This window comes from Bacillus sp. FDAARGOS_1420 (assembly GCF_019344915.1).
Taxonomy (GTDB): Bacteria; Bacillota; Bacilli; order Bacillales; family Bacillaceae_G; genus Bacillus_A; species Bacillus_A mycoides.
Map to the genome: position 1 here is coordinate 1,837,968 of NZ_JAHWJB010000001.1, position 26,242 is coordinate 1,864,209.

Annotated in this window: 29 protein-coding genes and 2 pseudogenes; 18 read left to right on the forward strand and 13 right to left on the reverse strand. The window is 36.5% G+C overall.

Annotated elements, in window-relative coordinates; genetic code table 11:
• Positions 1 to 52 precede the first annotated feature (52 nt).
• From I6L50_RS09800 to murC, 7 genes are all read left to right on the forward strand, one after another.
• On the forward strand, positions 53 to 865 hold the full coding sequence (locus I6L50_RS09800) for a DUF1444 domain-containing protein (protein WP_002129459.1): 813 nt from the start codon (positions 53 to 55) through the stop codon (positions 863 to 865).
• Positions 862 to 1,476 (forward strand): YtpR family tRNA-binding protein, encoded by a 615-nt coding sequence (gene ytpR, locus I6L50_RS09805; protein WP_002089041.1) that lies wholly within the window; start codon positions 862 to 864, stop codon positions 1,474 to 1,476. Before I6L50_RS09800 ends, ytpR begins: the two co-directional genes overlap by 4 nt.
• Positions 1,477 to 1,619: 143 nt before the next feature.
• A complete protein-coding gene (locus I6L50_RS09810) occupies positions 1,620 to 1,964 on the forward strand; it encodes a thiamine transporter (protein ID WP_219301230.1) in 345 nt (114 codons plus the stop codon).
• Positions 1,965 to 2,004: 40 nt separating this feature from the next.
• Positions 2,005 to 2,961 carry an N-acetylmuramoyl-L-alanine amidase gene (locus tag I6L50_RS09815; RefSeq protein WP_219301231.1) on the forward strand — a complete coding sequence of 319 codons (957 nt, stop codon included), beginning with the start codon at positions 2,005 to 2,007 and terminating at the stop codon, positions 2,959 to 2,961.
• A gap of 156 nt (positions 2,962 to 3,117) precedes the next feature.
• Positions 3,118 to 7,260, forward strand: a complete 4,143-nt coding sequence (locus I6L50_RS09820; protein ID WP_219301232.1) for a DNA translocase FtsK — start codon at positions 3,118 to 3,120, stop codon at positions 7,258 to 7,260.
• 61 nt (positions 7,261 to 7,321) lie between these two features.
• Entirely contained in the window at positions 7,322 to 8,440 is a 1,119-nt protein-coding gene (locus I6L50_RS09825) for a nicotinate phosphoribosyltransferase (protein WP_002015597.1), read from the forward strand.
• 251 nt (positions 8,441 to 8,691) lie between these two features.
• The gene (gene murC / locus I6L50_RS09830; RefSeq protein WP_002015598.1) at positions 8,692 to 10,002 is read left to right on the forward strand and encodes a UDP-N-acetylmuramate--L-alanine ligase; all 1,311 of its coding nucleotides are present in this window, start codon (positions 8,692 to 8,694) and stop codon (positions 10,000 to 10,002) included.
• A gap of 52 nt (positions 10,003 to 10,054) precedes the next feature.
• On the opposite strand, the gene I6L50_RS09835 is transcribed toward murC, so the two are convergent.
• Together I6L50_RS09835 and I6L50_RS09840 are read right to left on the reverse strand one after the other, a co-directional pair.
• Positions 10,055 to 10,717, reverse strand: a complete 663-nt coding sequence (locus I6L50_RS09835) for an HAAS signaling domain-containing protein (RefSeq protein ID WP_219301233.1) — start codon at positions 10,715 to 10,717, stop codon at positions 10,055 to 10,057.
• The gene (locus I6L50_RS09840; RefSeq protein ID WP_219301234.1) at positions 10,714 to 11,058 is read right to left on the reverse strand and encodes a PadR family transcriptional regulator; all 345 of its coding nucleotides are present in this window, start codon (positions 11,056 to 11,058) and stop codon (positions 10,714 to 10,716) included. Before I6L50_RS09840 ends, I6L50_RS09835 begins: the two co-directional genes overlap by 4 nt.
• A 141-nt stretch (positions 11,059 to 11,199) precedes the next feature.
• On the opposite strand from I6L50_RS09840, the gene I6L50_RS09845 reads away from it, so the two are divergent.
• The 4 genes from I6L50_RS09845 to I6L50_RS09860 all read left to right on the forward strand — a co-directional run bounded on the left by I6L50_RS09845 (position 11,200) and on the right by I6L50_RS09860 (position 13,348).
• The gene (locus tag I6L50_RS09845; protein WP_219301235.1) at positions 11,200 to 11,748 is read left to right on the forward strand and encodes a GNAT family N-acetyltransferase; all 549 of its coding nucleotides are present in this window, start codon (positions 11,200 to 11,202) and stop codon (positions 11,746 to 11,748) included.
• Entirely contained in the window at positions 11,745 to 12,236 is a 492-nt protein-coding gene (locus I6L50_RS09850; protein WP_002138670.1) for a GNAT family N-acetyltransferase, read from the forward strand. Before I6L50_RS09845 ends, I6L50_RS09850 begins: the two co-directional genes overlap by 4 nt.
• Before the next feature lie 76 nt (positions 12,237 to 12,312).
• Entirely contained in the window at positions 12,313 to 12,711 is a 399-nt protein-coding gene (locus I6L50_RS09855) for a PH domain-containing protein (protein WP_219301236.1), read from the forward strand.
• A 190-nt stretch (positions 12,712 to 12,901) separates the two neighbouring features.
• Positions 12,902 to 13,348, forward strand: a complete 447-nt coding sequence (locus I6L50_RS09860; protein ID WP_078184647.1) for a hypothetical protein — start codon at positions 12,902 to 12,904, stop codon at positions 13,346 to 13,348.
• Between the two features lie 39 nt (positions 13,349 to 13,387).
• Here I6L50_RS09860 and I6L50_RS09865 read toward each other — a convergent pair whose 3' ends face one another.
• The gene (locus I6L50_RS09865; protein WP_002067601.1) at positions 13,388 to 14,503 is read right to left on the reverse strand and encodes an aminopeptidase; all 1,116 of its coding nucleotides are present in this window, start codon (positions 14,501 to 14,503) and stop codon (positions 13,388 to 13,390) included.
• A 187-nt stretch (positions 14,504 to 14,690) separates the two neighbouring features.
• On the opposite strand from I6L50_RS09865, the gene I6L50_RS09870 reads away from it, so the two are divergent.
• From I6L50_RS09870 to ccpA, 5 genes and pseudogenes are all read left to right on the forward strand, one after another.
• On the forward strand, positions 14,691 to 15,200 hold the full coding sequence (locus I6L50_RS09870; RefSeq protein ID WP_219301237.1) for a DUF948 domain-containing protein: 510 nt from the start codon (positions 14,691 to 14,693) through the stop codon (positions 15,198 to 15,200).
• 2 nt (positions 15,201 to 15,202) lie between these two features.
• Positions 15,203 to 15,529 (forward strand): bacillithiol system redox-active protein YtxJ, encoded by a 327-nt coding sequence (gene ytxJ / locus I6L50_RS09875; RefSeq protein ID WP_002067603.1) that lies wholly within the window; start codon positions 15,203 to 15,205, stop codon positions 15,527 to 15,529.
• Between the two features lie 113 nt (positions 15,530 to 15,642).
• The gene (locus I6L50_RS09880; RefSeq protein WP_012261839.1) at positions 15,643 to 16,659 is read left to right on the forward strand and encodes a CamS family sex pheromone protein; all 1,017 of its coding nucleotides are present in this window, start codon (positions 15,643 to 15,645) and stop codon (positions 16,657 to 16,659) included.
• A 166-nt stretch (positions 16,660 to 16,825) separates the two neighbouring features.
• Positions 16,826 to 17,224, forward strand: a pseudogene (locus tag I6L50_RS34760) (bifunctional 3-deoxy-7-phosphoheptulonate synthase/chorismate mutase); the annotation flags it as partial.
• A gap of 276 nt (positions 17,225 to 17,500) precedes the next feature.
• On the forward strand, positions 17,501 to 18,499 hold the full coding sequence (gene ccpA, locus I6L50_RS09895; RefSeq protein ID WP_002034370.1) for a catabolite control protein A: 999 nt from the start codon (positions 17,501 to 17,503) through the stop codon (positions 18,497 to 18,499).
• 34 nt (positions 18,500 to 18,533) lie between these two features.
• Here ccpA and I6L50_RS09900 read toward each other — a convergent pair whose 3' ends face one another.
• From I6L50_RS09900 to dhp61, 3 genes and pseudogenes are all read right to left on the reverse strand, one after another.
• A complete protein-coding gene (locus tag I6L50_RS09900; protein ID WP_002138663.1) occupies positions 18,534 to 18,896 on the reverse strand; it encodes a DUF4288 domain-containing protein in 363 nt (120 codons plus the stop codon).
• A 15-nt stretch (positions 18,897 to 18,911) separates the two neighbouring features.
• Positions 18,912 to 19,148 (reverse strand): annotated as a pseudogene (locus I6L50_RS09905) (DUF3949 domain-containing protein).
• An 80-nt stretch (positions 19,149 to 19,228) separates the two neighbouring features.
• Positions 19,229 to 19,525: a protein Dhp61 gene (dhp61, locus tag I6L50_RS09910; protein ID WP_219301238.1), complete on the reverse strand. Its 297-nt coding sequence runs from the start codon at positions 19,523 to 19,525 to the stop codon at positions 19,229 to 19,231.
• A gap of 151 nt (positions 19,526 to 19,676) precedes the next feature.
• On the opposite strand from dhp61, the gene I6L50_RS09915 reads away from it, so the two are divergent.
• Complete coding sequence (locus I6L50_RS09915) at positions 19,677 to 19,949, forward strand: DUF3917 domain-containing protein (protein ID WP_000636592.1); 273 nt, start codon at positions 19,677 to 19,679, stop codon at positions 19,947 to 19,949.
• A 49-nt stretch (positions 19,950 to 19,998) separates the two neighbouring features.
• On the opposite strand, the gene mscL is transcribed toward I6L50_RS09915, so the two are convergent.
• Complete coding sequence (gene mscL, locus I6L50_RS09920; RefSeq protein ID WP_002015591.1) at positions 19,999 to 20,400, reverse strand: large-conductance mechanosensitive channel protein MscL; 402 nt, start codon at positions 20,398 to 20,400, stop codon at positions 19,999 to 20,001.
• A gap of 128 nt (positions 20,401 to 20,528) precedes the next feature.
• A complete protein-coding gene (locus tag I6L50_RS09925) occupies positions 20,529 to 21,455 on the reverse strand; it encodes a Gfo/Idh/MocA family protein (RefSeq protein WP_219301239.1) in 927 nt (308 codons plus the stop codon).
• A 281-nt stretch (positions 21,456 to 21,736) separates the two neighbouring features.
• Here I6L50_RS09925 and I6L50_RS09930 point away from each other — a divergent pair, with 281 nt between their 5' ends.
• Positions 21,737 to 22,024, forward strand: coding sequence for a hypothetical protein (locus tag I6L50_RS09930; protein WP_113935749.1), 288 nt, complete (start codon positions 21,737 to 21,739; stop codon positions 22,022 to 22,024).
• Between the two features lie 92 nt (positions 22,025 to 22,116).
• Here the strand turns inward: I6L50_RS09930 and I6L50_RS09935 are convergent, their stop codons facing one another.
• From I6L50_RS09935 to acuA, 5 genes are all read right to left on the reverse strand, one after another.
• A complete protein-coding gene (locus I6L50_RS09935) occupies positions 22,117 to 22,530 on the reverse strand; it encodes a VOC family protein (RefSeq protein WP_219301240.1) in 414 nt (137 codons plus the stop codon).
• Positions 22,531 to 22,586: 56 nt separating this feature from the next.
• Positions 22,587 to 23,450, reverse strand: a complete 864-nt coding sequence (locus I6L50_RS09940) for an alpha/beta fold hydrolase (RefSeq protein WP_219301241.1) — start codon at positions 23,448 to 23,450, stop codon at positions 22,587 to 22,589.
• 225 nt (positions 23,451 to 23,675) lie between these two features.
• Positions 23,676 to 24,842: an acetoin utilization protein AcuC gene (acuC, locus tag I6L50_RS09945; RefSeq protein WP_219301309.1), complete on the reverse strand. Its 1,167-nt coding sequence runs from the start codon at positions 24,840 to 24,842 to the stop codon at positions 23,676 to 23,678.
• The gene (locus I6L50_RS09950; RefSeq protein ID WP_000634567.1) at positions 24,839 to 25,483 is read right to left on the reverse strand and encodes an acetoin utilization AcuB family protein; all 645 of its coding nucleotides are present in this window, start codon (positions 25,481 to 25,483) and stop codon (positions 24,839 to 24,841) included. The genes acuC and I6L50_RS09950 overlap by 4 nt, the downstream gene beginning before the upstream one ends.
• A 17-nt stretch (positions 25,484 to 25,500) precedes the next feature.
• Complete coding sequence (gene acuA / locus I6L50_RS09955) at positions 25,501 to 26,133, reverse strand: acetoin utilization protein acetyltransferase AcuA (protein WP_098991638.1); 633 nt, start codon at positions 26,131 to 26,133, stop codon at positions 25,501 to 25,503.
• Between the last annotated feature and the right edge of the window lie 109 nt (positions 26,134 to 26,242).

A 26,242-nucleotide genomic window follows, 5' to 3' on the forward strand; every position in this document is an offset into this window, starting at 1 on the left:
CAACCTCTACCTTCGCGGGGGAGGTTATTTTTTTGGAAGGGAGGAAAAAGAGATGAAAATGACAAGTAAAAAGATGAAAGACGAGTTAATGAAGAAATTATCTCGACCAGAATGGGACTTTCATTATGATAGCGAGAAAGAAGTTCTTCGTATTGAACAAACAGACTCGAAAAAAGGTATTAACGTATCACTTCCAGGAGTAGTTGCAAAATGGGAAGTGAACAAAGAAAAAGCAATTGAAGAGGTCGCTTATTACGTACAAGAAGCGCTAATTGCAATGCATAAAGAAGAAAATAGCACGGCGAAAATTTTACCTGTTATTCGCTCTACTTCTTTCCCGAAACAATCAGAAGAAGGAAATCCGTTTATTATGACGGACCATACGGCGGAAACACGTATTTACTATGCGCTAGATTCTAATAAAACGTATCGATTAATTGATGAGCGCTTATTGCAAAAATTAGAGCTTACAGAGGAACAAGTACGTGAAATGGCATTATTTAATGCTCGCTCATTAGGCTATGAATTTAAGCAGGAGACAGTAGCAGGTAATACATTCTACTTTTTAAACACAAATGATGGATACGATGCGAGTCGTATTTTAAACGAATCGTTACTACACTCGATGCGTGAAAAGATCTCTGGTGATATGGTTGTTGCAGTTCCTCACCAAGATGTATTAATTATTGCTGATATCGTCAACGAAATCGGTTATGATATTATTGCACAAATGACAATGAAATTTTTTGCCGAAGGGCATGTTCCGATTACATCACTTTCATTCGTATATGAAGATGGGGACTTCGAACCAATCTTTATTTTAGCGAAGAATCGGAAGAAGACAGATGGAAAAGAGAAAGGATGAACGAAGTGAACGTTTTTTACAACCTTGAAGGAATTGGTGACACTTTAATTGTTACCTTACAAGATATTACTTTAGAAAACCGTACATTTGACCGCAAAGGAGATGTTGCTCGCGTATACGATCGTGAAAGCAACGTAACAGCAGGATTCAACATCTTTAATGCGTCTTCTTATGTAGAAGTAACAGACAACGGAAACGTTACATTAACGAAAGAGTTTGTTGAAAAAATTAACGGAATTTTAGCGAAGAATGGCTTTGAAGAAAAAGTAGAAGCTGATTTCACGCCGAAATTTGTTGTAGGCTATGTAGCTGAAAAAGAGAAGCATCCAAATGCTGATAAATTAAACATTTGTACAGTAGAAATCGGTACAGAAACATTACAAATCGTATGTGGTGCACCAAACGTTGACGCAGGACAAAAAGTTGTTGTTGCAAAAATCGGTGCTGTAATGCCAAGTGGTATGTTAATTAAACCAGCTGAACTTCGCGGTGTTCCTTCTTCTGGAATGATTTGCTCTGCACGTGAGTTAGAGCTTCCAGATGCTCCAGAAGAAAAAGGTATTCTTGTATTAGAAGATAGCTTTGAAGTTGGACAAGAATTTAAATTTTAATTGATGTTAGAAAAAGTAGTCTCGCATATGTGAGGCTATTTTTTTGTGCGAAATTCCTAGGATTGTAACGTTTCCTCTCGAAATCTATATTGTATTTCAAAAGTGGATTAGGTAAAATTTAGAAAAAAGAAGGGGGTAGACGTATGAAACAACAACCAAAAATTGTAGAACTTCTGAAACGAATTGAAACTTCAAAACAGCAAGATATCGAACTAGGTTCCTATGAAATATATGTGTTTAGCGAAAATGAATTAGAAAAAGGACAAATCGGTTATCGATATGATAAATATAAAAATTCATTAATAAGTGAAGAAAGTGGAAAATGGAAAGAGGAATGGATTGTTATCGGATATGAAACGGATATGGGGGATCCTATTTTCGTAAATGTAGCTGATGATGCTTATCTAGTCTATACCGCAGAGCGTGGTACAGAAACGTGGCAACCCGTTCATATTGGAAATATGGATGAAATTATAAAACAATTATAAGAAAAACTTTGAGACCGGTGCAAGGTGATAGGAGAGAAAAATGAAGTATATAAAAATAATGAGCGCTATTGCAGTCATTGGAATATATATGGGAGGTTGTTCGCAAGAAGAGCCGAAAAAAGAAACAACATCTTCTATACAAGAAAAAAACAAAGATAATAAGGAAGACGCACCGGTAGAAAAGCAGCAAGAAGAACAAGAAAAGAAAGAACAGGCGCAAGCAATTCAAACGAATGAGAAAGTGGAACATAAGCAGGAGGAAGTGCCGACCGAGGAAAAGAAAGAGGAAACTACGCCGCTGCAGCCAACTGAGCAACCGCTGCAAAATAATGAACAAAAAGTAGAGAGTAATGAAAAACAAGAAAAGTTTCTCGTCGTTATTGATCCAGGGCATCAACAAAAAGCGAATTTAAATTTAGAGGCAATTGGTCCAGGAGCAACTACGCAAAAATATAAAGTAACAGACGGAACAGCGGGAGTTGTAACGAAAAAGAGGGAATCAGTTCTTGTATTAGAGATGGCTTTTATATTGAAAGAAAAACTGGAAGCAAAAGGTATACAAGTATTGATGACGAGAACGTCACATGAGGTTGATATAAGTAATAAGGAACGAGCAACATTCGCGAATGATCATAAAGCGAATTTATTTTTGCGCCTTCACGCAGATGGTTCTGAAAATCCAAATCAAAGTGGATTTGCTGTATTGACACCGGCAGAAGGAAGTCCGTATACGAAAGAGATTTATGCTGAAAGTCTTCAAACCTCTCAAATGATAGTAAATAAAATGAGAGAGAATCATCAAGTGAAAGTAAATGGAATTAAATTTAGGGATGATCTTTCTGGATTTAATTGGTCAAAAGTTCCAGGAGTACTATTAGAACTTGGATTTATGTCAAACCCTGAAGAAGACAAAAAATTATCTGACCCACAGTATGTAAATTCTTTATTGCAAAGTGTAACGGATAGTGTGGATGAATATCGGAAGGGTAAAGATTAAACGAGGTCTTACATGTAAGACCTCGTTTTTCTATATGAAAAACAATCGTGGATTAGAATATTATGGATAAAACTAATATGCTTAATTTTACCTGCACTTTTTGCCGAATGCTGATACAATAAAGGATGTTACTATTTAGTAGAAAGAGTGGTAAACATGTTAGATTGGATGAAAAAGCTGTTTAACAAAGAGGAAGAAAAAACAGTGATGAATAAAGAAGTACCGGCACAAATTGAAAGTCAGCCGAAAATTCCTCGTGTAAACCACTACACTGAAGCAAGAGAAGCACAAATGGCAAGTCGGAATGCAGGGAAATGTCGTTTTCCATTAATACCAGATAATGGCTTCGATGAGGAGGATGTAAGAGAACTGCCTAACTTTGAAGAACAACCTATTCAAAGAGGAGCATATGAAGAACAGCCTACTCAAAGAGGAATAAAAGTGGAAAGAAGGAGACGACCGTATGTGGAAACAGAAGCACCTACATATGAGGAACCGGAATTGCAATATGAACCGGAACCAGAGCCTGTCGTAAAAAAAGCATTCGTACCGTCGCAAGAAAGTAACCGTAGACCATTTCGTCCAACAGAAATGATTTCTCCGATTTATGGATATAACCGTCCTTCAGTAGAAACGAAGGTTGTGCAGGAGGAAGAAAAGGAAAGAGAAGATCTTGAAATATCTGTTGAAGGAAAAGCTGTTGTTGACGCATGGTTAGAGAAAAAGGGATATACATTATCTGACTTTTCGGGAGTTCTACAAGGAAGTTCATCTGTTAAGAACGGAGTGAACGAACGAAGTAATAAAGTAGAAGAAAAATCGGTTGTGGATACATGGTTAGAGAAAAACGGTTACGAAGTTGAACGTCAAGCCCCTTCATTAGAAGAAAGCCTAAGTGATGATTTGCTTCATAAAACAGTAGGACAGCATGTGGAAAAAGAGGCTACAATTGTACAAGCCTTGAAGCAGGAGCAAGATGTAGTGGCGTTATCATCTACAGAAGATAACGAAGAAACTTTACAAGAAGAGTCAATAGATTCTAAAGTAGAGCATGTGTATTCGATATTAACAGAAGAAAATGAATGTAATACAGAAATAGAAGAAACTGTTGCTGAAGTTGCAGCAAATCAAGTCGAAGAAGAAACTTTAGAAGATGTAGTGATTGTAAAAGCAGATGAAAAGCTTGAAGAAACAATTACTATAGAAATACCAGATGCTTTTGAAGAAGAAGCTAAGGAAGCAGAAGAAGTTGTGGAATTAGAAGAAACTGAGGAAGCGACAGAAGAAGTTGCAGAATTAGAGGAAGCTGAGGAAGCAGCAGAAGAAGTTGTGGAATTAGAGAAATCTGAGGAAGCGACAGAAGAAGTTGTGGAATTAGAAGAAACTGAGGAAGCGACAGAAGAAGTTGTGGAATTAGAAGAAGCTAAGGAAGCAGAAGTTGTGGAGTTAGAAGAAACTGAGGAAGCGACAGAAGAAGTTGTGGAATTAGAAGAAACTGAGGAAGCAATAGAAGAAGTTGCAGAATTAGAGGAAGCTGAGGAAGCGACAGAAGAAGTTGTGGAATTAGAAGAAACTGAGGAAGCGACAGAAGAAGTTGCAGAATTAGAGGAAGCTGAGGAAGCGACAGAAGAAGTTGTGGAATTAGAAGCAACTGAGGAAGCAATAGAAGAAGTTGTGGAATTAGAGAAATCTGAGGAATCGACAGAAGAAGTTGTGGAATTAGAAGAAACTGAGGAAGCGACAGAAGAAGTTGCAGAATTAGAGGAAGCTGAGGAAGCAGCAGAAGAAGTTGTGGAATTAGAGAAATCTGAGGAAGTGACAGAAGAAGTTGTGGAATTAGAAGAAACTAAGGAAGCGACAGAAGAAGTTGCAGAATTAGAGGAAGCTGAGGAAGCAGCAGAAGAAGTTGTAGAATTAGAGAAATCTGAGGAATCGACAGAAGAAGTTGTGGAATTAGAGGAAGCGACAGAAGAAGTTGCGGAGTTAGAGGGTACTAAGGAAGAAGAACCAACTTCTCAAGAAACAGTAATTGAAGAAACGATGAATACAGATTTAGTGGAAAATACACCAGTTGCAGAGCAACCAGTGATTTCTCAGCAAGAAACAATTGAGTTCATGGAAGAAAGTGAAGTATTCGTACCAGTTTCAGAAGCAGATGAGCAAACGAAGAAAGATGTTCAAAGCTTTGCGAATGTTTTAATTGAAGAAGCTGATGAAAAGAAACAAGTTGTCGAAGAACAGCCTGCAGCACAAAAAGAAGAGCCGAAACGCGAGAAAAAGCGTCATGTTCCATTTAACGTTGTCATGTTAAAACAAGACAGAAAGAAGTTAATGGAAAGACATGCGGTAAGAACGAACGTAACACAATCTACTGTCGGTGAACGAGTAACGGAAAAACCGATGCAGCAAGTGGTAGTAGAACCACAAGTGGAAGAAAGTCCAGTGCAGCAAGTGGTAGTAGAACCACAAGTGGAAGAAAAACCGATGCAGCAAGTGGTAGTAGAAGCCCAAGTGGAAGAAAAACCGATGCAGCAAATGGTAGTAGACCCGCAAGTGGAAGAAAAACCGATGCAGCAAGTGGTAGTAGAACCACAAGTGGAAGAAAAACCGATGCAGCAAGTGGTAGTAGAACCACAAGTGGAAGAAAGTCCAGTGCAGCAAATGGTAGTAGAACCACAAGTGGAAGAAAAACCAATGCAGCAAGTAGCGGTAGAAGCTCAAGTGGAAGTGGAACCGCAAGTGGAAGAAAAACCGATGCAACAAGTAGTGGTGGCTGGACAAGTACAAGAGCCAATTTCAAGTACGGAAGTACAAGAGAAAGCATATGTTGTAAATCAAAAAGAGAACGATATGCGCAACGTACTACAAGCGCCACCGAAGTATGAACTTCCGCCATTAACGTTGTTGTCAATTCCACAGCAGGCAGCATTAGATAATACGGAGTGGCTAGAAGAACAGGAAGAATTATTAAATACGACATTTAATAATTTCCATGTTGGAGCACATGTTATTAATGTGTCACAAGGGCCGGCGGTAACTCGTTTTGAAGTACAACCAGACCCAGGTGTGAAAGTAAATAAAATTACAAATTTAAGTGATGATATTAAGTTAAGTTTAGCTGCGAAAGATATTCGAATTGAAGCGCCAATTCCAGGGAAGAGTGCAATTGGAATTGAGGTTCCAAACAAGGAAAGTAAGCCAGTATTCCTGCGTGAAATTTTAAGAAGTCCTGTATTTACAAAGAGTGAATCACCGCTTACAGTTGCGCTGGGGCTTGATATTTCAGGTGATCCAATTGTAACGGATATTCGAAAAATGCCACATGGACTTATTGCGGGTGCAACTGGTTCAGGGAAAAGTGTGTGCATTAACGCGATTTTAACGAGCATTTTATATAAAGCGAAGCCGCATGAAGTGAAGTTGATACTAATTGATCCGAAGATGGTTGAGCTTGCACCATACAATTCTGTTCCACATCTTGTAGCACCTGTTATTACTGACGTAAAAGCAGCTACAGCTGCGTTAAAGTGGGCGGTTGAAGAGATGGAACGTCGTTATGAATTGTTTGCTCATGCTGGTGCTCGTGATTTAACTCGTTACAATACGATTGTAAGTGGTAGAGAAATCCCAGGTGAGACATTACCTTATATTGTAATTGTCATTGACGAGTTAGCGGACTTAATGATGGTTGCTCCTGGTGATGTGGAGGAAGCGATTTGTCGTATTGCACAAAAAGCTCGTGCTTGTGGTATTCACTTATTAGTTGCGACGCAGCGTCCATCTGTAGACGTTATTACAGGTTTAATTAAATCAAACATTCCAACGCGTATTGCGTTTACAGTATCATCTCAAGTTGATTCGCGTACGATTATCGATATTGGGGGCGCGGAGAAGTTACTTGGTCGTGGTGATATGCTATTTTTAGGAAACGGCACATCTAAACCAGTTCGTGTACAAGGTGTATACGTATCAGATGATGAGATTGAAAGAACAGTTGATCATGTGAAAAAGCAAATGAAGCCAAACTACTTATTTAAGCAAGAGGATTTATTAGCAAAATCAGAGCAGAGTGAGTCTGAAGATGAACTATTTTTTGATGCATGTCAATTTGTTGTAGAGCAAGGGGGAGCGTCCACATCTTCTGTACAGAGAAAATTCCGCATAGGTTATAATCGCGCGGCACGTCTAATTGAAGAGATGGAGTCGCAAGGGATTATTTCTGAAGGAAGAGGAACGAAACCGAGAGATGTCCTTATTTCTGAGGATGAATTCGCTGCTATGCAGGAAACAAATGTATAGGAAACGGTTTTGCTGTATACTAATAGAAAATGTTGGATAGTAAAGTAGGGAGTAAAGCGACATGAAAGAAATTGAATTAAAATTAAAAGGTGAAATAAATCGACTAACAAATAAAACATTTAAATTTGATGAACGTGTTGGAGAAGGCTGGTTCTCTGCCGTTTACTTTTTAAAAACTAGAGAAATCATTGAAGAATTTCGACCGAAAAGTGTTGTAACAATGCAGTTTTTTCAAAAAGAACATGCAGTTCTTTGCGGAGCAGATGAGGTAATCGCATTGCTACAAACATTTGCCAAAAATCCTGAGGAATTAGAAATTCATTCTTTAAAGGATGGCGATAATATTAGTCCGTTTGAAACAGTTTTAACAATTCATGGTCCTTATGAATACTTCGGCTTTTTAGAAGGTGTAATTGATGGGATTTTAGCTCGTCGTACATCAGTTGCGACAAACGTATATAACGTTGTCCAAGCTGCACGTAGTGTAGATAAAGAAAAACCGGTTATTTTCATGGGAGATCGTGACGATCATTATACGCAACAAGCTGGTGACGGCTATGCGGCATACATCGGAGGTATGAGCGCGCAAGCGACGCATGCAATGAATGAATGGTGGGGCAGAAGTGGTATGGGGACGATGCCTCACGCTTTAATTCAAATGTTTAATGGTGATGTTGTTGAAGCTGCAAAGGCATATCATAAAAAATTCCCAGAAGATGAATTAGTCGTACTAATTGATTATAACAATGATGTCATTACAGATGCACTTCGCGTAGCGCGTGAATTTGGATCAACATTAAAAGGTGTACGTGTCGATACGTCTCGCACAATGATTGATCAATACTTCATTCGTCATCCAGAAGTACTTGGAACATTCGATCCACGTGGTGTAAATCCATCACTTGTATTTGCACTTCGTAAGGCTCTTGATGAGGAAGGGTTCCAACATGTAGATATCGTTGTAACTGGTGGGTTTGATGAGAAGCGTATTCGTGAATTTGAAGCTCAAAATGTTCCTGTCGATATATACGGAGTAGGAAGTAGCTTATTAAAAATGAATATTGGTTTTACTGGTGATAACGTAGAATTAAATGGAAAACCAGAAGCAAAAGCTGGTCGTAAATACCGTCCAAATTCACGTCTCGAGCGTGTTCAATTAGAAACAAAAGAAGATATGTAAAAGCGAGAAAAACTGATAGGTGATTGACCCTATCAGTTTTTCTGTTATCATAGTATAGCGGCTTGTTTTTTGCTATAATAAATGTGTTATGGACATAAAAGAAGTACGTACGAGTTTATCACTGATAAGTGAATATAAAAAGAAATTCACTGCATCAGAAATGTATGATGATTACCAAAATAAGAAAAGATTCATATACTGTCTTATAGATAGGCCGTTGTATTAGTTCGAAATGTTGGAGGTTCTTTAAGATGACAGTTTACCATTTTGTAGGAATTAAAGGAACAGGAATGAGTTCATTAGCACAAATTCTTCATGACATGAAGCATACTGTTCAAGGGTCTGATTATGAAAAGCGTTTCTTTACACAAACAGCATTGGAAAAGCGTGGTATTTCCATCCTTCCTTTTGATAAGAATAATATTAAAGAAGGACAAGTGATTATCGCAGGAAATGCATTTCCTGATACGCATGAAGAAATCGTAGCAGCAAAAGAATTAAATATCCCAGTACATCGTTACCATCACTTCTTAGGTGATCTTATGAATCAGTACACAAGTGTTGCTGTAACTGGTGCACATGGAAAAACATCAACAACTGGTTTGTTAGCCCATGTAATGCAAGGTGCACACCCAACATCATACCTTATTGGAGATGGAACGGGGCATGGGGTAGAAAATAGTAAGTATTTTGTATTTGAAGCTTGTGAGTATCGTCGTCATTTCTTGTCTTACTATCCAGACTATGCAATCATGACAAATATCGATTTCGATCACCCAGATTATTTTGCAGACATCAATGATGTATTTAATGCATTCCAAGAGATGGCATTGCAAGTGAAAAAAGGTATTATTGCATGTGGTGATGATGAAGAACTTCAAAAAGTTCAAGCGAAAGTACCTGTTATTTTCTATGGATTTGGAGAAGATAATGATTTCCAAGCACGTAACATTCAAAAGAGAACTGATGGTACTATATTCGATGTATTCGTTCGTAATACGTATTATGACACGTTCAAAATTACAGGATACGGCGATCACAGCGTATTAAATGCATTAGCAGTAATCGCGCTTTGCCATTATGAAAACGTTGATGTAGAAGCAGTTAAGCATCAGCTAACAACTTTTGAAGGCGTAAAACGTCGCTTTAATGAAAAGCCAATGGGAGAACAAGTTATCATTGATGACTATGCACACCATCCGACAGAAATTAATGCAACGATTGAAGCAGCACGTCAAAAACATCCAGAGCGTGAAGTTGTTGCTGTATTCCAACCACATACATTCTCACGTACAGAGAAGTTTTTAGATGAGTTCGCGGAAAGCTTAAGTAAAGCTGACCAAGTATACTTATGTGATATTTTCGGATCAGCACGTGAAAACAAAGGTGAATTAACAATTGAAGATCTGCAAAAACGTATCGATGGCGCAGAGCTGATTACAGATACAACAACGGATGTGTTAAAGAAACATAAAAACGGCGTTCTTATTTTCATGGGCGCAGGAGACATCCAAAAATTCGAAGCAGCTTACGTAAAAGAAGTTCAAGTTGCAGAGAAGTAATAGAAAAGACGCATAGCTTGGCTGTGCGTCTTTTTTGCTGTGTTCGATACATTTAAAAAGCGTTGATATGTTGGTATTGTTTATTCTTTTTGTATAGTTGTTTTAACAAAACGATATAAATTGAACTAAAAAGTACATATCCAATTAAATAATAGAATGAAAACATATCGAATTGTTTTGTTATTATAATTCGAATCGCGAAAAAGGTGAATGGAAGAGCGATTAACAGTCTTGAACTGATGAAAATAATTGTTTTAAAGTATTTTAATAAATCTGTATTCCAATGATTTTCTCTACAGATAAACCAAATGTTGCTTGCAATAAATGCTAGTACAAATGGTAAATTAGATGAAATATTGATGAAACCTAATACGATAGGAACTGATAGAGCACCCAGTGGACCGATAGATAGACCGGAATAATATTTAATAAATGTATTTGTAGATTGCTGTGCATCTTGAATAACATCTGTATATTCTACTGTAATTTCCTTTGCTAATTCTTTTGGAGGAAGAAATTCTTCAATCACTTGTGAAGGAATGCTTGCTGATGGTATCCCTTCACTTTCTTTACTTAATGCATTTTCATATAAATCGGATTTGATTTCTAGCACATGTTGTTCTCTTGCTGACGTAGGTAAGTTCATTAAACCTTTATGAAGATCGTGTAAGAAAGAAACAATGAGTTCATTTGAAAAGAATTGTTCTTTGTTCATCTTTTATCCTCTCCTTTAGCTAGTAACATTAGAGCTTGGTATACTGCATCATAATCATGTAAGCGACTATTTAAAATTTCTCTCCCTTCGTCTGTAATGCGATAGTATTTTCTTTTTGGCCCATCACCGGACTCTTCCCAATAGGAAACAGCCCAATTGTTTTTCGTGATTCGATTTAATATAGGATAAATCGAACCGTTCGGGATATGAAACACAGGGATATCTTGTAAGGCACTTGTAATTTCGTATCCGTACATAGGTTGTCTACTTATTAAAGACAAAATAGCGAGATCAAAAACACCTTTACGTAATTGAATTATAAAATTATCATTTTTTTCCATACTTTAACTATATATGATTCATATCTAGATATCAATCATATATAGTGATTGTTCTAATATAAAACCGAAAAAAGTGTGAATATTTAACATTTTCAGCTTATAAGTGTTAGAATAATAGGAAAACTAAAAGGGGCTAAAAACATGTTCACACTCCGAGTAGATGACGAAATCGAACTACAACTATTAGAAAAACATCATAAAGAGGAACTATATGAATTAATAGATCAAAATCGTAATCATTTAAGAAGATGGCTTCCGTGGGTAGATGGGACGAAATCAGCTGATGCGTATAATGAGATTTTTCCGATGTGGTTAAAGAAATTTGCAGAGGGAGATGGGTTTGAGGCTGGTATACGCTATAAAGGAAAGCTCGTTGGGATGGTAGGTATTCATCCGGTGAGCTGGGGTAAGAAAGCTACGAGTCTTGGATATTATCTTGCAGAAGATGCTGGTGCGAAAGGTATTATGACGCGAAGTGTGAAGACTGTGCTTCATTATGCATTTGATAATTTAAAGCTGAATAAAATTGAAATTCGTTGCGGTGTTGAAAATGCGAAAAGCCGTGCGATTCCAGAACGTTTAGGTTTTAAATTAGATGGCATTTTAAGAGATGAAGAATGGTTATACGATCATTTCCAAGATATCGCTGTGTATAGTTTACTAGCTTCAGAATGGAAAAAGATTCGATGAACGAGAAGATTTGTATTATTCCGTATGAAAGTATGTTTCAAGAGGAAGTAGTAGATCTTATCGTTCATATTCAGCGAAAAGAGTACAATGTCCCTATTACGAAAGAAGAGCAGCCTGACTTACTTGAAATAGAAACGTTCTATCAAAGGGACAACGGAAATTTTTGGGTAGCAACTTATGATGGGAAAGTAGTTGGAACGGTAGCTTTATTAGATATTGGAAAGCATCAAGTAGCGCTAAGAAAAATGTTCGTGAAGAAAGAGTTCCGGGGAAAAGAATGGGGCGCATCACATACGCTACTTCAAACAGCAATTTCTTGGGCGAAGGAAAAGAACTTGGAAGACATTTATTTAGGAACAACAGTTAAATTTCTAGCAGCACACCGTTTCTACGAAAAGAATGGTTTTCAAAGCGTGAGTATAGAAGAGTTACCAAAAAGTTTTCCAGTGCTAGAGGTAGATAAGAAATTTTATAGGTATACTGTTTAAAAAGGTCATTCATAAATGGCCTTTTTTTATGAACTAAAATGGAAAAAATGGTATAATTTAGTTAGGGGGTGCGTGTATGGATTTTCCAATTCAAAGAAGTAAGTCAGCGGTAATTTTCGTTAGTCTCACGTTAGCTTTTATGTTTGTGTATCCAATTGTCATGCTTTTCACAAATAAAGAGCAGTGGATGTCAGCGTTGATTGGAATGGATTTATGCTTCATTGTAAATGTACCAATCGTTTGGGAAATATTTATTAAAAAACATAAGGTGGAAAATGGCGTATTAAAGTACGGTATTTTAAATGATGATGTTGTATTAAAAGATATAATAATTGTTCGTCAAGTTGGGAAATCCCTTGAAATTACGACGAATGCATATAAAGTACATATGATCGCGATGCCGCAACATATGACGCAGTTTTTATCGCTTGTAGAAAAAGAGAATCCAAGTGTAAAAATAGAAATGGTAGGGTAAAAATGAAATATGTAAAACCTTTATTTTGTTTGTGCTTGTTGGTTGCACTAGAGTATATATGAAATGGGATCTGCCCTTATATGTTCCAATATTAATAGGTACTATCGCAGTGACGCTTTTATTTTATTTTCATTTTCAGCAAACAAAAAGTGAGGAAAGTAGTTCTATATAGTGTAGGGAGGGATTTGGAATGAAAAAAATATGTGCGCTCTGTTTATTTTTATTAACGACATCGATTCTTTTAATAGGATGTAGTGCGAAGAAAGAGAAGTCTGATGTTAGTTTAGAAAAGGCACAAAAAATTGAAATAGAATCCCTTATTGATTCGAGTGATAAAAAAACAATTACTGATAAGAAAGAAATCACAAAGTTGTTTGAATCAATCAAAATGGATGAGTGGGAAATGGAATCGGCTCCTATGGATACTCCGCAAGGGAAAACGTTTAAAATGTATCAAGAGGATACACCGGAATTATTGGATTCGAGTAAAGATAAAAAAGAGTTATATGAAATTGGTACTATGACAGTATATAAAGATGTCCCTTATGTTGAGGTTGAATTGAAAATTAATAAAATAAAAAATAAAAATAGTTTTAAAGTACCAGAAGATGTGGCTAAAAAATTATTAGAGTATTAATAAAAAAGCGCTCGGGATTCTATCCGAGCGCTTTTCATATTATTTTAAGTTCTCAGGATTTAAAGCTTCTAGTTCAGTTACAACGAAGCGTCCGTCTTTACGGATTAATACGTCGTCGAAGTAAATTTCACCGCCGCCGTATTCAGGGCGCTGAATGCATACTAAATCCCAGTGAATGTTAGAGTTGTTGCCGTTCCATGCATCATCATAAGCTTGTCCAGGTGTGAAGTGGAAGCTGCCATCGATTTTTTCATCGAATAGAATGTCTCCCATTGGATGTAAGATGTATGGGTTTACGCCGATTGCGAACTCACCAACGTAGCGTGCGCCTTCGTCCGTATCGAAGATTTTGTTAATGCGCTCTGAATCGTTTGCAGTTGCATCAACGATTTGGCCATTCTCAAATTTAAGTTGTACATTTTCAAATGTATAACCGTTGTAAGGAGATGGTGTGTTGTAAGAAACTGTACCGTTAACAGAATCGCGAACTGGTGCAGAGTATACTTCACCATCTGGAATGTTTAAATGACCCGAGCATTTAATAGCTGGAATGTCTTTAATAGAGAATGTTAAATCAGTTCCAGGGCCAGTTAAGCGAACCTTATCTGTTTTATTCATTAATGTAACAAGGCTATCCATCGCCTTATCCATTTTACCGTAGTCTAAGTTACAAACTTCGAAGTAGAAGTCTTCGAAAGCTTCTGTGCTCATTTTAGCAAGCTGCGCCATAGAAGCATTTGGGTAGCGAAGAACAACCCAGCGTGTTTTCGGAACACGGATGTCTCTATGAACTTTTTTGCCAATTGTTTGGCCGTGAACTTTCATACGTTCACTTGGAACGTCCGCTTGTTCGTTAATGTTATCGCCAGAGCGAAGGCCAATGTAAGCATCCATATCTTTCATTACGCTCGCTTCATATGCAGCGATTTGTTCGAAATGTTCTTCAGTAGCACCCATTAATAAAGAGCGATCTACTTGATGATCTTTTAAAGAAACGAATGGGAAACCACCAGCTGCATATGCTTCTTTTACAAGTGCAGTTACAAGTTCTTTTTGTAAGCCAAAGTTTTCAATTAATACTTTTTCGCCTTTTTGTAAACGAATAGAGTAGTTAATTAAATTGTATGCTAACTTTTCAATGCGTGGATCTTTCATATGTAAAGCCTCCCTACTAATTATGTATCCTCTCCTATTGTAACCTACTTAGTGGAATTTGTTGAATCATTTATGTTAAAGTTAACGAATAAGTATGAAAATTCTAATGAAAAGATAGGGATTAGAACGAAACGGAAAATGATTGTATAATAGGGGAAAGTATGAAAAAGATAAAGGAAGTGATGAAATGCAAGTTCTTCTATATGTAAGTGCGGCTATTATCGCGGTTGCTTTCGCAGTATTAGTAGTGTATGTATGCAGAACGTTGTTATCGGTTCAGAAGACGTTAGAAAACGTTGCGAGCACGTTAGAAGGTTTAGAAAAGCAAATGCAAGGAATAAGCGTAGAGACGGAGCAATTATTACATAAGACAAATGCGTTAGCTGATGATATTCAACAGAAGTCACAGTCGCTAAATAAAGTAGTAGAAGGTGTGGATGGAATCGGAACGACGCTTCACTCTTTAAATACGAAGCTTCGCAACGTTTCAGAGTCTGTTACGGACGAAATTGAAAATAATGCAGATAAAGTAGCACAAGTTGTACAGTGGAGCAGCGCAGCAATTGAAGTATACAACCATTACCGTACTACGAGACAAGAGAAAAGGGTTGAAAAAGAAGAGCGTAAACTTGAGAAAGCTGAGCAGAAGGCTGAAAAGAGAGAGAAGCGCTCTAGACTTCGCATGAGAGGTGAGTAACGATGAGTATGATGAAGATTGAAACGATTGAAGAACTTGAAGCGTTAGTAGAAAAGAACGAGCCTTACGTTCTTTTTAAGCATAGTACGACATGCCCAATTAGTCACGGTGCATATACTGAGTTTCAAGCGTATTGCGGTGAAGAAAGAGAAGTGCCAGCATATTACTTATACGTACAAGAGGCGAGAGATGTTTCGAACCATGTTGCAGAGCAGTACAGCATTAAGCATGAATCTCCGCAAGTGTTATACATAAAAGATGGAATGGTAGTATGGCATACATCGCACTGGAATATTAAAAAAGAAGCTTTAGAAGAGAATGTAAAATAGGGAGAGGCAAGCGAAGGGCTTGCTTCTTTTTTATTTTGTTGCAATATATTTAGTGGTACACTAGAGATACTTTAAAACTAAGTAAATTGACTTTTGAAAGTGGGTTTTAAGCAATGAAGAAAATGGCATTATGCATCGCAAGCTTAAGTTTATTACTGGGGGCTTGCAGCAATAATACTATTGAGAAGAAGGATGAAGTTGTACAGAAAGATACGAAAGAAAAAAGTATGATTCCAAGAAATGCTGTTTCTAAGGATTACTATAGAACTGTTATTCCTTTAAAAGAACAAAAGGTAATTAATACAGTTAATGTTAAAACTAATTCTAAACTAGATTTAGCAGAATATGAAAATGGTTTAATGGATATTGCTTCAAAACAATTCGATACAGAAAATTACGTATTACAATTAAATCAATATATTCCAGAGAAAACAATTGATGAATTAGTTACGAAACAAGAAGTACCAGTTTTGACTAATATTATAGAACAGGACTACTTCGGCAAACAAAATTCAAATGAACTAAGCTTATCTGGTGTTGTTATTGGTTTATCTATGTCTTCAAGTGTATCTAATGAGGAAGCTATTTCTAAAGGTACTGAAGTCGCTAAGGGGCTTATAGAAGCTATTAATAAAAATGATAAATATAACAAATCTCCAATTACATTTGCTATATTCAAGCAAGAAAGTACAAGTTCTTTAAAGAATGGTACTTATATTTCAAGCGCTACTGTTCAAAAGAACGAGACTAATCTTGGAAATTGGGATACTATTGATGAAAAGTCGTATTCGTATCCTTCTCAAGAATTTGGGGGGGCACATGGAGAAGATAATGATAAGCTAAAGAAATTTTCTGAAGCAATGAAGGCATTTTCTCCAGGAGATTATATCCCTGTTAATGCTAAGATTTCTTATAAGCAAAATAAGATGGATAAATTAAAGATGGATATTGTCGTTAAATATAACGGTAAGTCAGAATTAATGGCACTCTCTCAAACGGCTGCTCAAAGTATGTTAGAACAATTTCCTAAAGATGCTAAAGTTCAATTACAAATAAAGTCCGAGAATAAAATCGAGGCTGTTATTATAAAAGAGAAGAACAGCGATAAACCGTTTGTTTCTTTCCTATAATAAAAAAAGACAGTTTTTAAGCTGAGGCTACTGAAAAAGTGAATACTTCGAGAAAAACATTTCGAATTTCCTAAAGATGTTGAAAGAAGAAAGGAGGTCATTACCTGTACATAGTAGGGAATGACCTCTTTTTTCTTATGAAATAGACTCTTTCAGTGCCTTCTTTAAAGTGTCAGATTATGTTGATGTTATTCAAATTGGCGCTCGCAATATGCAAAAATTTGAACTGTTAAAGGCAGCTGGTGCTGTAAATAAACCAATATTATTAAAGCGTGGTATTCGCACATATGAAACAGCAACGCGTAATACGCTTGATATTTCCGCTGTGCCAATTTAAAAGAAAGAAACACATTTACCTGTTGTTGTCGATGTAACGCATTCTACAGGGCGACGTGACCTTCTCTTACCGTTTGCAAAAGCGGCTATGGCAATTGGTGCTTTTGCTATTATGGCTGAAGTACATCCAGGCCCAGCGGTTGCATTATCAGATGCAGCGCAGCAAATGGGTATTCCAGAATTCAATGAGTTTATGAAAGAATTAAAAGCATTCGGAAGTAATTTATAAAAAGATTTCTTAGTCTATGTAGCCCTTGTTACATAGCTTTTTTACAAAAATTGACCTTTTTTGCATAAAAAATACGAAAATACGAGAAAAGAAGCGAATTTTTTCGAAACTTTTGCGGGAAAATATTGTATGACCCTGTGTTTTTAGCGTATCATTAGTAAAAGGAAGAACTCGGGACGATTGTTGGCATCTGCAAATAGAGTTGATGTCTTTTTTTCATTCAAGTGAACCGATACATAAAAATAGATAACATAAATAGAAGGAGTGTGCGAAGAGATGAACGTAACAATCTATGATGTAGCGCGTGAAGCAAATGTTTCAATGGCTACCGTATCACGCGTTGTGAATGGTAACCCAAATGTAAAGCCTACAACAAGAAAGAAAGTATTAGAAGCAATTGATCGTTTAGGATACCGCCCGAATGCGGTAGCACGTGGACTAGCAAGCAAGAAGACAACTACAGTGGGTGTTATTATTCCTGATATCTCAAATACGTTTTATGCAGAACTTGCTCGTGGAATTGAAGATATCGCAACAATGTACAAATATAACATCATTTTAAGTAACTCTGACCAGAACAAAGAGAAAGAGTTCCACTTATTAAATACGATGCTTGGGAAACAAGTGGACGGGATTGTTTTCATGGGTGAAGATATTACAGATATTCACGTTGAAGAGTTCAAAAAATCTCCAGTACCAATTGTATTAGCAGCGTCATTTGATGAACAAAATGAAACGTCATCAGTAAATATTGATTATACACAAGCAGCTTACGATGCAATGAAGCATTTTATTGAGCAAGGACATAAACGTATCGGTTTCGTCTCTGGTCCTTTCATTAATAAAGCAGGAAGCGCGAAGAAGTTACAAGGTTATAAAAAAGCTTTAGAAGAAGCAGGTATTTCATATGATGAAAATCTTATAATTGATGGAGATTACACATATGATTCAGGTATAGAAGCGTTTGAAAGACTTTGGGGCATGGATGAAAAACCAACAGCAATCTTCGTATCTTCTGATGAAATGGCACTAGGTGTAATCCACGCAGCACAAGACGCAGGATTAAACGTACCAACGGATATCGAAGTGCTTGGTTTTGACAACACACGTCTTGCATTAATGGTTCGTCCGCAACTTTCGACAGTTGTACAACCAATGTATGATATCGGTGCAGTAGCAATGCGTCTACTAACGAAATATATGAACAAAGAAAAAGTAGAAGATCACTCAGTTATCTTACCTCACCGTATCCAATTTAGAGATTCAACGAAGTAAGAATAAGAGAGCTCACAGCGATAGCTGTGAGCTTTTATTCATATTCAGGATAATGGTGTTTAACTACTGTATCTACACTTTCAGTTTTCTTAACATGTAAAAAGCGTGCATATAATTCTTTTCCTGTCTCAAATGGTGTGTCATCTAATTCGAAAACATGCAACACTTTTCTAAACGTCCATGTTACTTGCTCACCGTACATATTATCGTACGTATCTTCAGACTGTAGAGCTATCTTTTCACCTAGCTCATGAGCTTCCTCTAAACTGTTCGCCTTAACGAGAATGATACTTTCTTCAAAGAGTGTATCGTGATTCTCTTCATAATGTTCATCAATTTTACTAGGATTAGGCTCACCTGAATGGACAGATTCAAATAATAATTTTACAGCATACACATGAGATCAGTCTCCTTATGCTGAATGTTTTACTTTATAAACAATACTCGCGATAAGTGAAGCGGGTATTGTAAATACGTTACTTTGATAATGATAATGTATTTGGGATTCTTCATAAGACATTTTGTCGTAAAGTTCATTTTGAGACACGTTCATTTTTTTCTGTTTTTCCTAGAGCATCTTAATATAGTTGTACTGTATTGGGACGAGAATGATGAAATAGGCTAATACGATTAGTGAAATCCAAATCATTATGAACACATCCTTATAAAGAACATTTCTATATAACAATTATATCAATAAAAAGAAAAAATAACCATTTTTTATTGGAGCTAATTTTCTTCTAAAAATGCGAACAGTTCCTCTTGGTTTCTTAAATTGCGATCAATACATGTTTGAGCAATACATTTTAATCCTTGTAATAATGTGTCTATGTACAAAGTATCGTACTGAATTATATTTCCCTCTACCATTGTTTCATCTTTTTCCAAGTTAATTGATATTTTTAGTACAGCTGTATCGCTTTGCAAATTTACAACGTCGATGCAAAAAAACTGTTTTTCTAAGTCAATCGTAACATAATCGAATCTTTCGGATAGTTCCAAATTGCATGTGGTACTGTATTCCAAATGAAAGCCTCCTTATTGTGAAGTGTATGTTGTAATGCTTTCGCTACAGTGGGGGAGATTCCTTGTTATATGTCACACAAGTGCAAATTTAACTATTATAGGGCAATGTCATGTATAATAGAAAGAAAAGGCTTGTGAGGGGGGAGAAGAGATGATCGTTCTTTGGATAATTACGCTTTGCATGACTGCTATTTTTGCATATATGACGTTAAAACAAAATGGCTTAAAGCGATTTGTTCCAGGAAGTATTCTTGCAGGAATCGCCCTTATCACGTATGTAATTTCTATTTTTATTGAAAGTGTATCAGTGGACATGAGCACAAGTTTAATGTTCATGGGTATTACACTATTTGCAGGTAGTATTATGGTACTTATGGTTGCAGGTATTATTTTATTTATTCATATGAATTCAGAAACGTTATAGCATATAAAAAAGGCATGTCCCGAGAGGGGCATGCCTTTTATCCGTTCAATTATGCTCTATCTTTAGAAGAGTTTTGTTGTTTTAGTAAGTCGCGAATTTCGCCAAGAATTTCTTCTTCTTTTGTTGGTTCTGGAAGTTCTTCTTTCTTTTCTTCTTCTTCTCTTTTAGATGTTAGTTTGTTGAAAACTTTAACGAACATAAAGATAGCAGCTGCAATAATTAAGAAATCAAAAATAGTTTGGATGAAGTTACCATACATAATAGATGATTTACCGAATGTAAGTTTTAAATCTGTAAAGTTAACGCCGCCCAATACCATACCAAGTAATGGTGTGATGATATCTTTTACTAAAGAACTAACGATTTTACCGAATGCAGCACCGATTACAACCCCGACAGCTAAATCGATTACATTCCCTTTGAATGCGAATTTTTTAAACTCGTTCCACATGTGTTAATCCCATCCTTTCCACGATTCATTATGAAATTTATAATTCCTATCAACATATTCTATAGAAATTTGCGACAGAAATAAAGGGAAAATGGGAATGAAAGTAAATTCTGAAAAATGTATCCGTTTTAATTTTTAGTTGCATTCTCCAGTAGAGATTGCAACAGTTGCTGCGTTTTTAATCCTTCTAATCCATCTACAACAGGTTTTGTATCTCCGTGAACACATTCGATAAAATGATGAACAGCATCTTCAAAACCGCGCTGTTTTAACGTCGTATCCCATGATGGTGAACCGCTTTGCGAAACGGAGTTTTCTTGTTCAATTTCAAATGTGTTCATATTTTTTACGCGAATAATTTTCCCTGTCGTTACAAGTTCAATTTGTTCTAAGTTTGTACCTGCATGGCGATGCATCGCGGTAGAAAGTAACAGTCCACTTGGAGTTGTATATGTATGATGTCCGTAAAGAAGTTCGTTCTTTTCATTGATTTGCATCATATTATGAACGATGTTAAGGTCATCGTTAGCTAACCAGCGAGCAGTATCTACAATATGTAAGTAATCATCTAACATAGTAAAGTCATACGTATATGGCCCCACCTTATTTGTGCGGTGCTTTTCAATTCGAATCCATGAAATATCATTAGCTTGCTCTTTGGCAGCAACATACATAGGAACGAATCGGCGATTAAATCCGACCATCAACTTTCGTTTATGCTTTTCGCTCAACTCAACTAGTTGCTCAGCTTGTTCCACTGTAGCTGCTAGCGGTTTATCAACATAAACGTCAATTCCTTTTTTTAGAAGTTCAGAAACGATTTCATAATGTGTAGCAGTTGAACTGTGAACGAAGATTGCATCGCATTCCGAAGCTAACGTTTCAATAGAATGAAAGTCTTGAATGCGGTATTGCTGGCAAACTTGTTTCCTTTTCTCCGCGTTAGGTGTAAACGCCCCTACAAAATTCCAATCTGTTTCTTTTGTAAGTGTTGGAAGATAGGCTTTTTGTGCGATACTTCCAAGTCCAATCATCCCAATTTTAGGTTTGTTCATATTTATTCCCACCCTATTAATATTGATGTAACGGGTTAAATGTAGCATAGGGTGGGGGAGGAAGGCAAAAGTTAGCTTTTTACTTACGTCCTTCTAACAAAATCTTTTCTATTTCTGCAAAGTTATGAGCGCGAGCATGTTGTAATGAAGGGAGTATCATTATTGTCGGAATGCTTATGACTGTAAGGAAAAGGATATATAAGGTAATTTATGTTAAAATTTAAAAGGGGATAAAAGATCTGTGCCAACACGCACGATAGTTTGAGAGGGAGTGCTAGATTTTGGGGGCTGAATTAAAGGATAATAAATTAAACAAAGCTGTAAAGATTGGAACTAATATCGTACTTATTTTATTAATTATCGGTGCAATACAAATGTTTTATGATGAAGATTCTACAAATGATCATTTCGGTTGGTTATTTATGATGGTCTTTTTTGGAATTAAAATAATTTCTAATTTTATGATAACTTTAAAAGAAGGAGATAAAAAGTCAGTATTTATTGATTTAGGTTTAGTAGTTTTTGTTGTTCTTCTTTTAGTTGTTTCTAGTGTGAAATATTTTTCTTGAAGGTTAATATATTCATTAACGAGGCTTTAATGGAATAAGCCTCGTATCTTTCTGTGTTATTTAATACTTGCGTCTGATTGTAAAAAATCACTCTATATTAGGTGTTTTTCTTTGAAAATAGGACTTAATTCACTCCAAACATCAAATTTATTACCATCTAAATCATAAAAAACAAAATTCTTCCCAGCATGCCCTCTGTTTTCAATCTCTCCAACTAGAATTTCCTTTTCAATAAATTCACTATGAATTGATTTTAGTGTATGTAATCCATTAACTTCGAATGTTATAGAAAAGCGTTCTTCACCGTGAAAATCAAAAAAATTTAAGGTTTGATTATCTTGGGATTTAACTAGAAAAAAGCTTTGATTTGCAAAGTTAATAATAGCTTTGTCTTCGTCTTTAAAGTTCAACTCTGCTCCCAATTTGTTCACATACCAATTTGAAGAAAGTTCTACGTTGGTAACTGGAATATAAGTCGTTCCAACTCTTAATAATTTTTCTTTCACCCTATTTCCCTCCTTTAGCAAAACAGCACTAATAAACTTGTTCTCTCTTCCTAGACTTATTGCCTTTGTGAGTCCTTAATTTTCTTTTTAATCCCAAAAAATTCTTGAGTAATAGAAGTAAACCGACTGGCTTCTTCTAAAAAAGGATAATGGTTACTGCACTCAAATGGTACAAAGATAGAATTACGAATGCCCTCATGTATCTCAATAGAATATTGAATCGGGCACTGCACATCATGTCTTCCGCAAATAATAAGCGTCTTTGTGTGGATAGAAGGTAAGTACTTTCTTAAATCAAATAACGGATATTCATAAGAGAAAACATTCATCCGGCTAGCGGACATTGTTTTTTGGATTGGTTTACTAAAATAAGAGTTGTAGTTTTCGGGTTTATACAATGATAATTGGGTTCTCTTAGTAGATAGTTCTTTCCGTTCTTCACTTGTAAGGTGAGGGCTTTTTAAGTTTTCAATGAGTTGTTGCATATAATGAAACTGCGAATGTTCGGGGTGATAAATGCAAAATGGTGTTTCGGTATAGTTACTTGCTGCGGCTCCGGCGATGACTAATGATTGCAAGGAAGTTGGATATGTAATGGTATATAAAAGTCCAAGCATACCGCCTGTTGAATGACCAGCGAAATGCCACGATGGAAGTTGTAAAGCATCTCTTATTGCTTCTAAGTCATGAATTGTTTCAATCATGGTCAATTCTTTTTCTGAATTGGCTTTTACAGAATTACCAGCATCACGTAAATTAATGAGGAATACACGATGTGTGGAAGTAAAAACATCCGCAAAGTAATCGCCAGTGTCATTAAATTGTGAATAGTGATGTGTAATACAAAGCGGTTCGCCATTGCCTTTAGTGAAAATTTCGAATGTGCCACGCTTTGTATTGATTATTTGTTGTTTCCACATAGTGTCACTACCTTTTCTCATTTGAGTTGGGCCAGTCCATTAGTAGATAAAAATATATCAGCGATTATTAGATTATATCGACCACAACTCGAAATATATCAGCGATTATCAAAATATATCGGCGCAACTCGAAATATATCAGCGCTTTTTAAAATATATCGACTTACCGACAGAAATCGACAATAAAGAAAAGGAGGCTATTCAAAAAACGAGCCTCCTCTCTGTTTAATATAAAGATTTTGTCATATTATTCCGAATAATTTCGAGAGATTTCGCTACAGTTAATGCATTTTTTTCTTCGATTTCTGGCTTTCTAGGGATAGGTTGATACATGTTGTCTGGATCTTCCCATGTAAGGGGAAGGTCGGTTTCTGCTTGTCCTTTCCAAGCGTCAATCCATTCTGGAGGGAGATAACCTGAGATGTTTTGGATGTTGTTCATTTCGAGCCAAATGAGTGCCCAAGCTCTTGGTACGACGCGCCAGTGATCATAGCCACCACCGCCGACAGCAATCCAGCGACCGTCGCAATATTCATTAGCGATTTCACGAGCGAGCTTCGGTATTTCACGGTAAATATTCATCGTTGCGCAAAGGTGTGTAAGTGGATCGTAATAATGTGCATCAGCACCATTTTGCGTTAAAATAATATCCGGTTTAAAGTATGCTGCCACTTCTTTTACAACTGTTCGATATGAATCTAAAAACGATTCGTCTTCTGTAAAAGCGTCGAGTGGAACGTTAAAAGAATAATTATATCCATTTCCTTGTCCACGTTCATTTACTGCGCCAGTTCCAGGAAATAAATAACGCCCAGTTTCGTGTAATGAAATAGTGCATACGTTAGGATCGTCGTAAAAAGACCATTGTACCCCGTCACCGTGATGAGCATCTGTATCAATATATAAAACGCGTAAACCGTATTTCTTCTGAATATATTTCATTGCGATAGAGCTATCGTTATAAATACAAAAGCCAGATGCTTTCCTGCGAAAGCCATGATGTAAGCCGCCGCCTAAATTGAGGGCGTGCTTTACTTTTCCGGAAAGAACAGCATCGACAGCTGTTAATGTTCCGCCAACGAGTAATGCACTTGCTTCATGCATATTTGGAAACATTGGTGTATCTTCTGTTCCAAGTCCATATGTCATCGCAATTGATTTTTCTAACTTACCTTCTCCAGCACGTTTTACCGCATTTATGTACTCCTCTGTATGAACGTAGGCAATCTCTTCATCTGTAGCCATCCGTGGCGCGATGACTTGAGAGGGAGAGATAAAACCGCTCTTTTGTAATAAATCATACGTGAGTGTGACGCGCAGTTGGTTAAAAGGATGATCAGGGCTAAATGAATAGCCCTGAAAGTCATCTGAATAAATGAAGGCGCTACTCATGCTTGCATCCCCATTATGTTCGGCCATAAAACACGATAGCCTTCTGTTTCAAGTGCTTCAATCACCCTTAAAGGATTCATCGTTTGAATGCGGAAAACGAGTACTTTATCATTCTCATCTTTTGCTGGGTAGACGAGAACACTCACGATATTTATTTGTAAATCACTAAAAATAGCAACGACTTTTCCGAGAATACCAGGTTCATTTTTCACTTGAATTTCAATTTGTGAACTTGGTTGATGTGCTCCTGTTAATTTCACTAACGTGTGCAGTACAGTAGATTCAGAAATGATACCTACGAGTTTTCCAGCTTTCGTAACAGGAAGACAGCCTATTTTATTTTCAAAAAATAAAGTCGCAATTTCCTCAACGAAATCGAGAGGGTGACAAGTCATAACAGGGTGTTTCATTATGAGTTCAAGTGGTTGCTTCAGCATATCGAGTGAAACTTGTTCATCTAAAATAGACGGACTTGCATCTCTTACATCCCGATCAGAAATAATGCCTACGACATGATTATTTTGATCGACAATTGGAATGTGCCGAATGCCTTTCGTACGTATTGTTCGGATTGCTGTTTCAATTGTATCGTTTGGATGCAGTGTCACTACATCTTGATTCATAATTTCTTCTACAATCATTCCAGTTGCCCCCTTTATTAATACATAAAACGATTGTGAAAACGTAGACGATCAAATGCTTGAATGGAATCCGTATCAACACGTTTACCGATGCGGACCATTAAACAGTTGGCAGGATGTGAACAAATTTCAGGATCATCTGTAGCCATCCATTGTAAACCACCAGCATTCATCATTTTTTCCATTACTTTTCGGTATTCCCAAACATTTAAGCCTGTTTGTTTTAAATCCCAGTGCCAATAATATTCAGTCGTTAATATAATGTAATCTTCCATATGATCGTCCATCATTGAAACTTCTAATAAATTTTTTCCGACAGAGCAACCGCGAAAGGCTGGGACAACTTCAATCGCCCCGAGTTCAATTAAGTTTTCAATCTTTCCTTCTGACCATCGCTCGAGCGGATCAGGATACAAGTATGTAACATATCCAACAATCGTTTGTTCATGTCTAGCAATAATGAGACGAGCTTCTGGTAACTTAGAAATTTCGACAATTGCTTTATATTGCTGCTCGGCAGGACGAAACGCAATTAAGTCTGGATGAAATTCATACATTTCAAGATTATGTGTAGAGACAGGACCTTCAATAATTAAAGTGCCTTTCGCTGTTTTTAAGTTTCTGGCATTATATATTTTTTTATGAATCAATTTATTGCTCACCACCTTGAGGGTTTGTGAATCTATTAATATCGTACTTTATAATATATGCGATGTGAATCGAATTTTGTCATTAAAAATTTGTCTAAAAATCAACAAA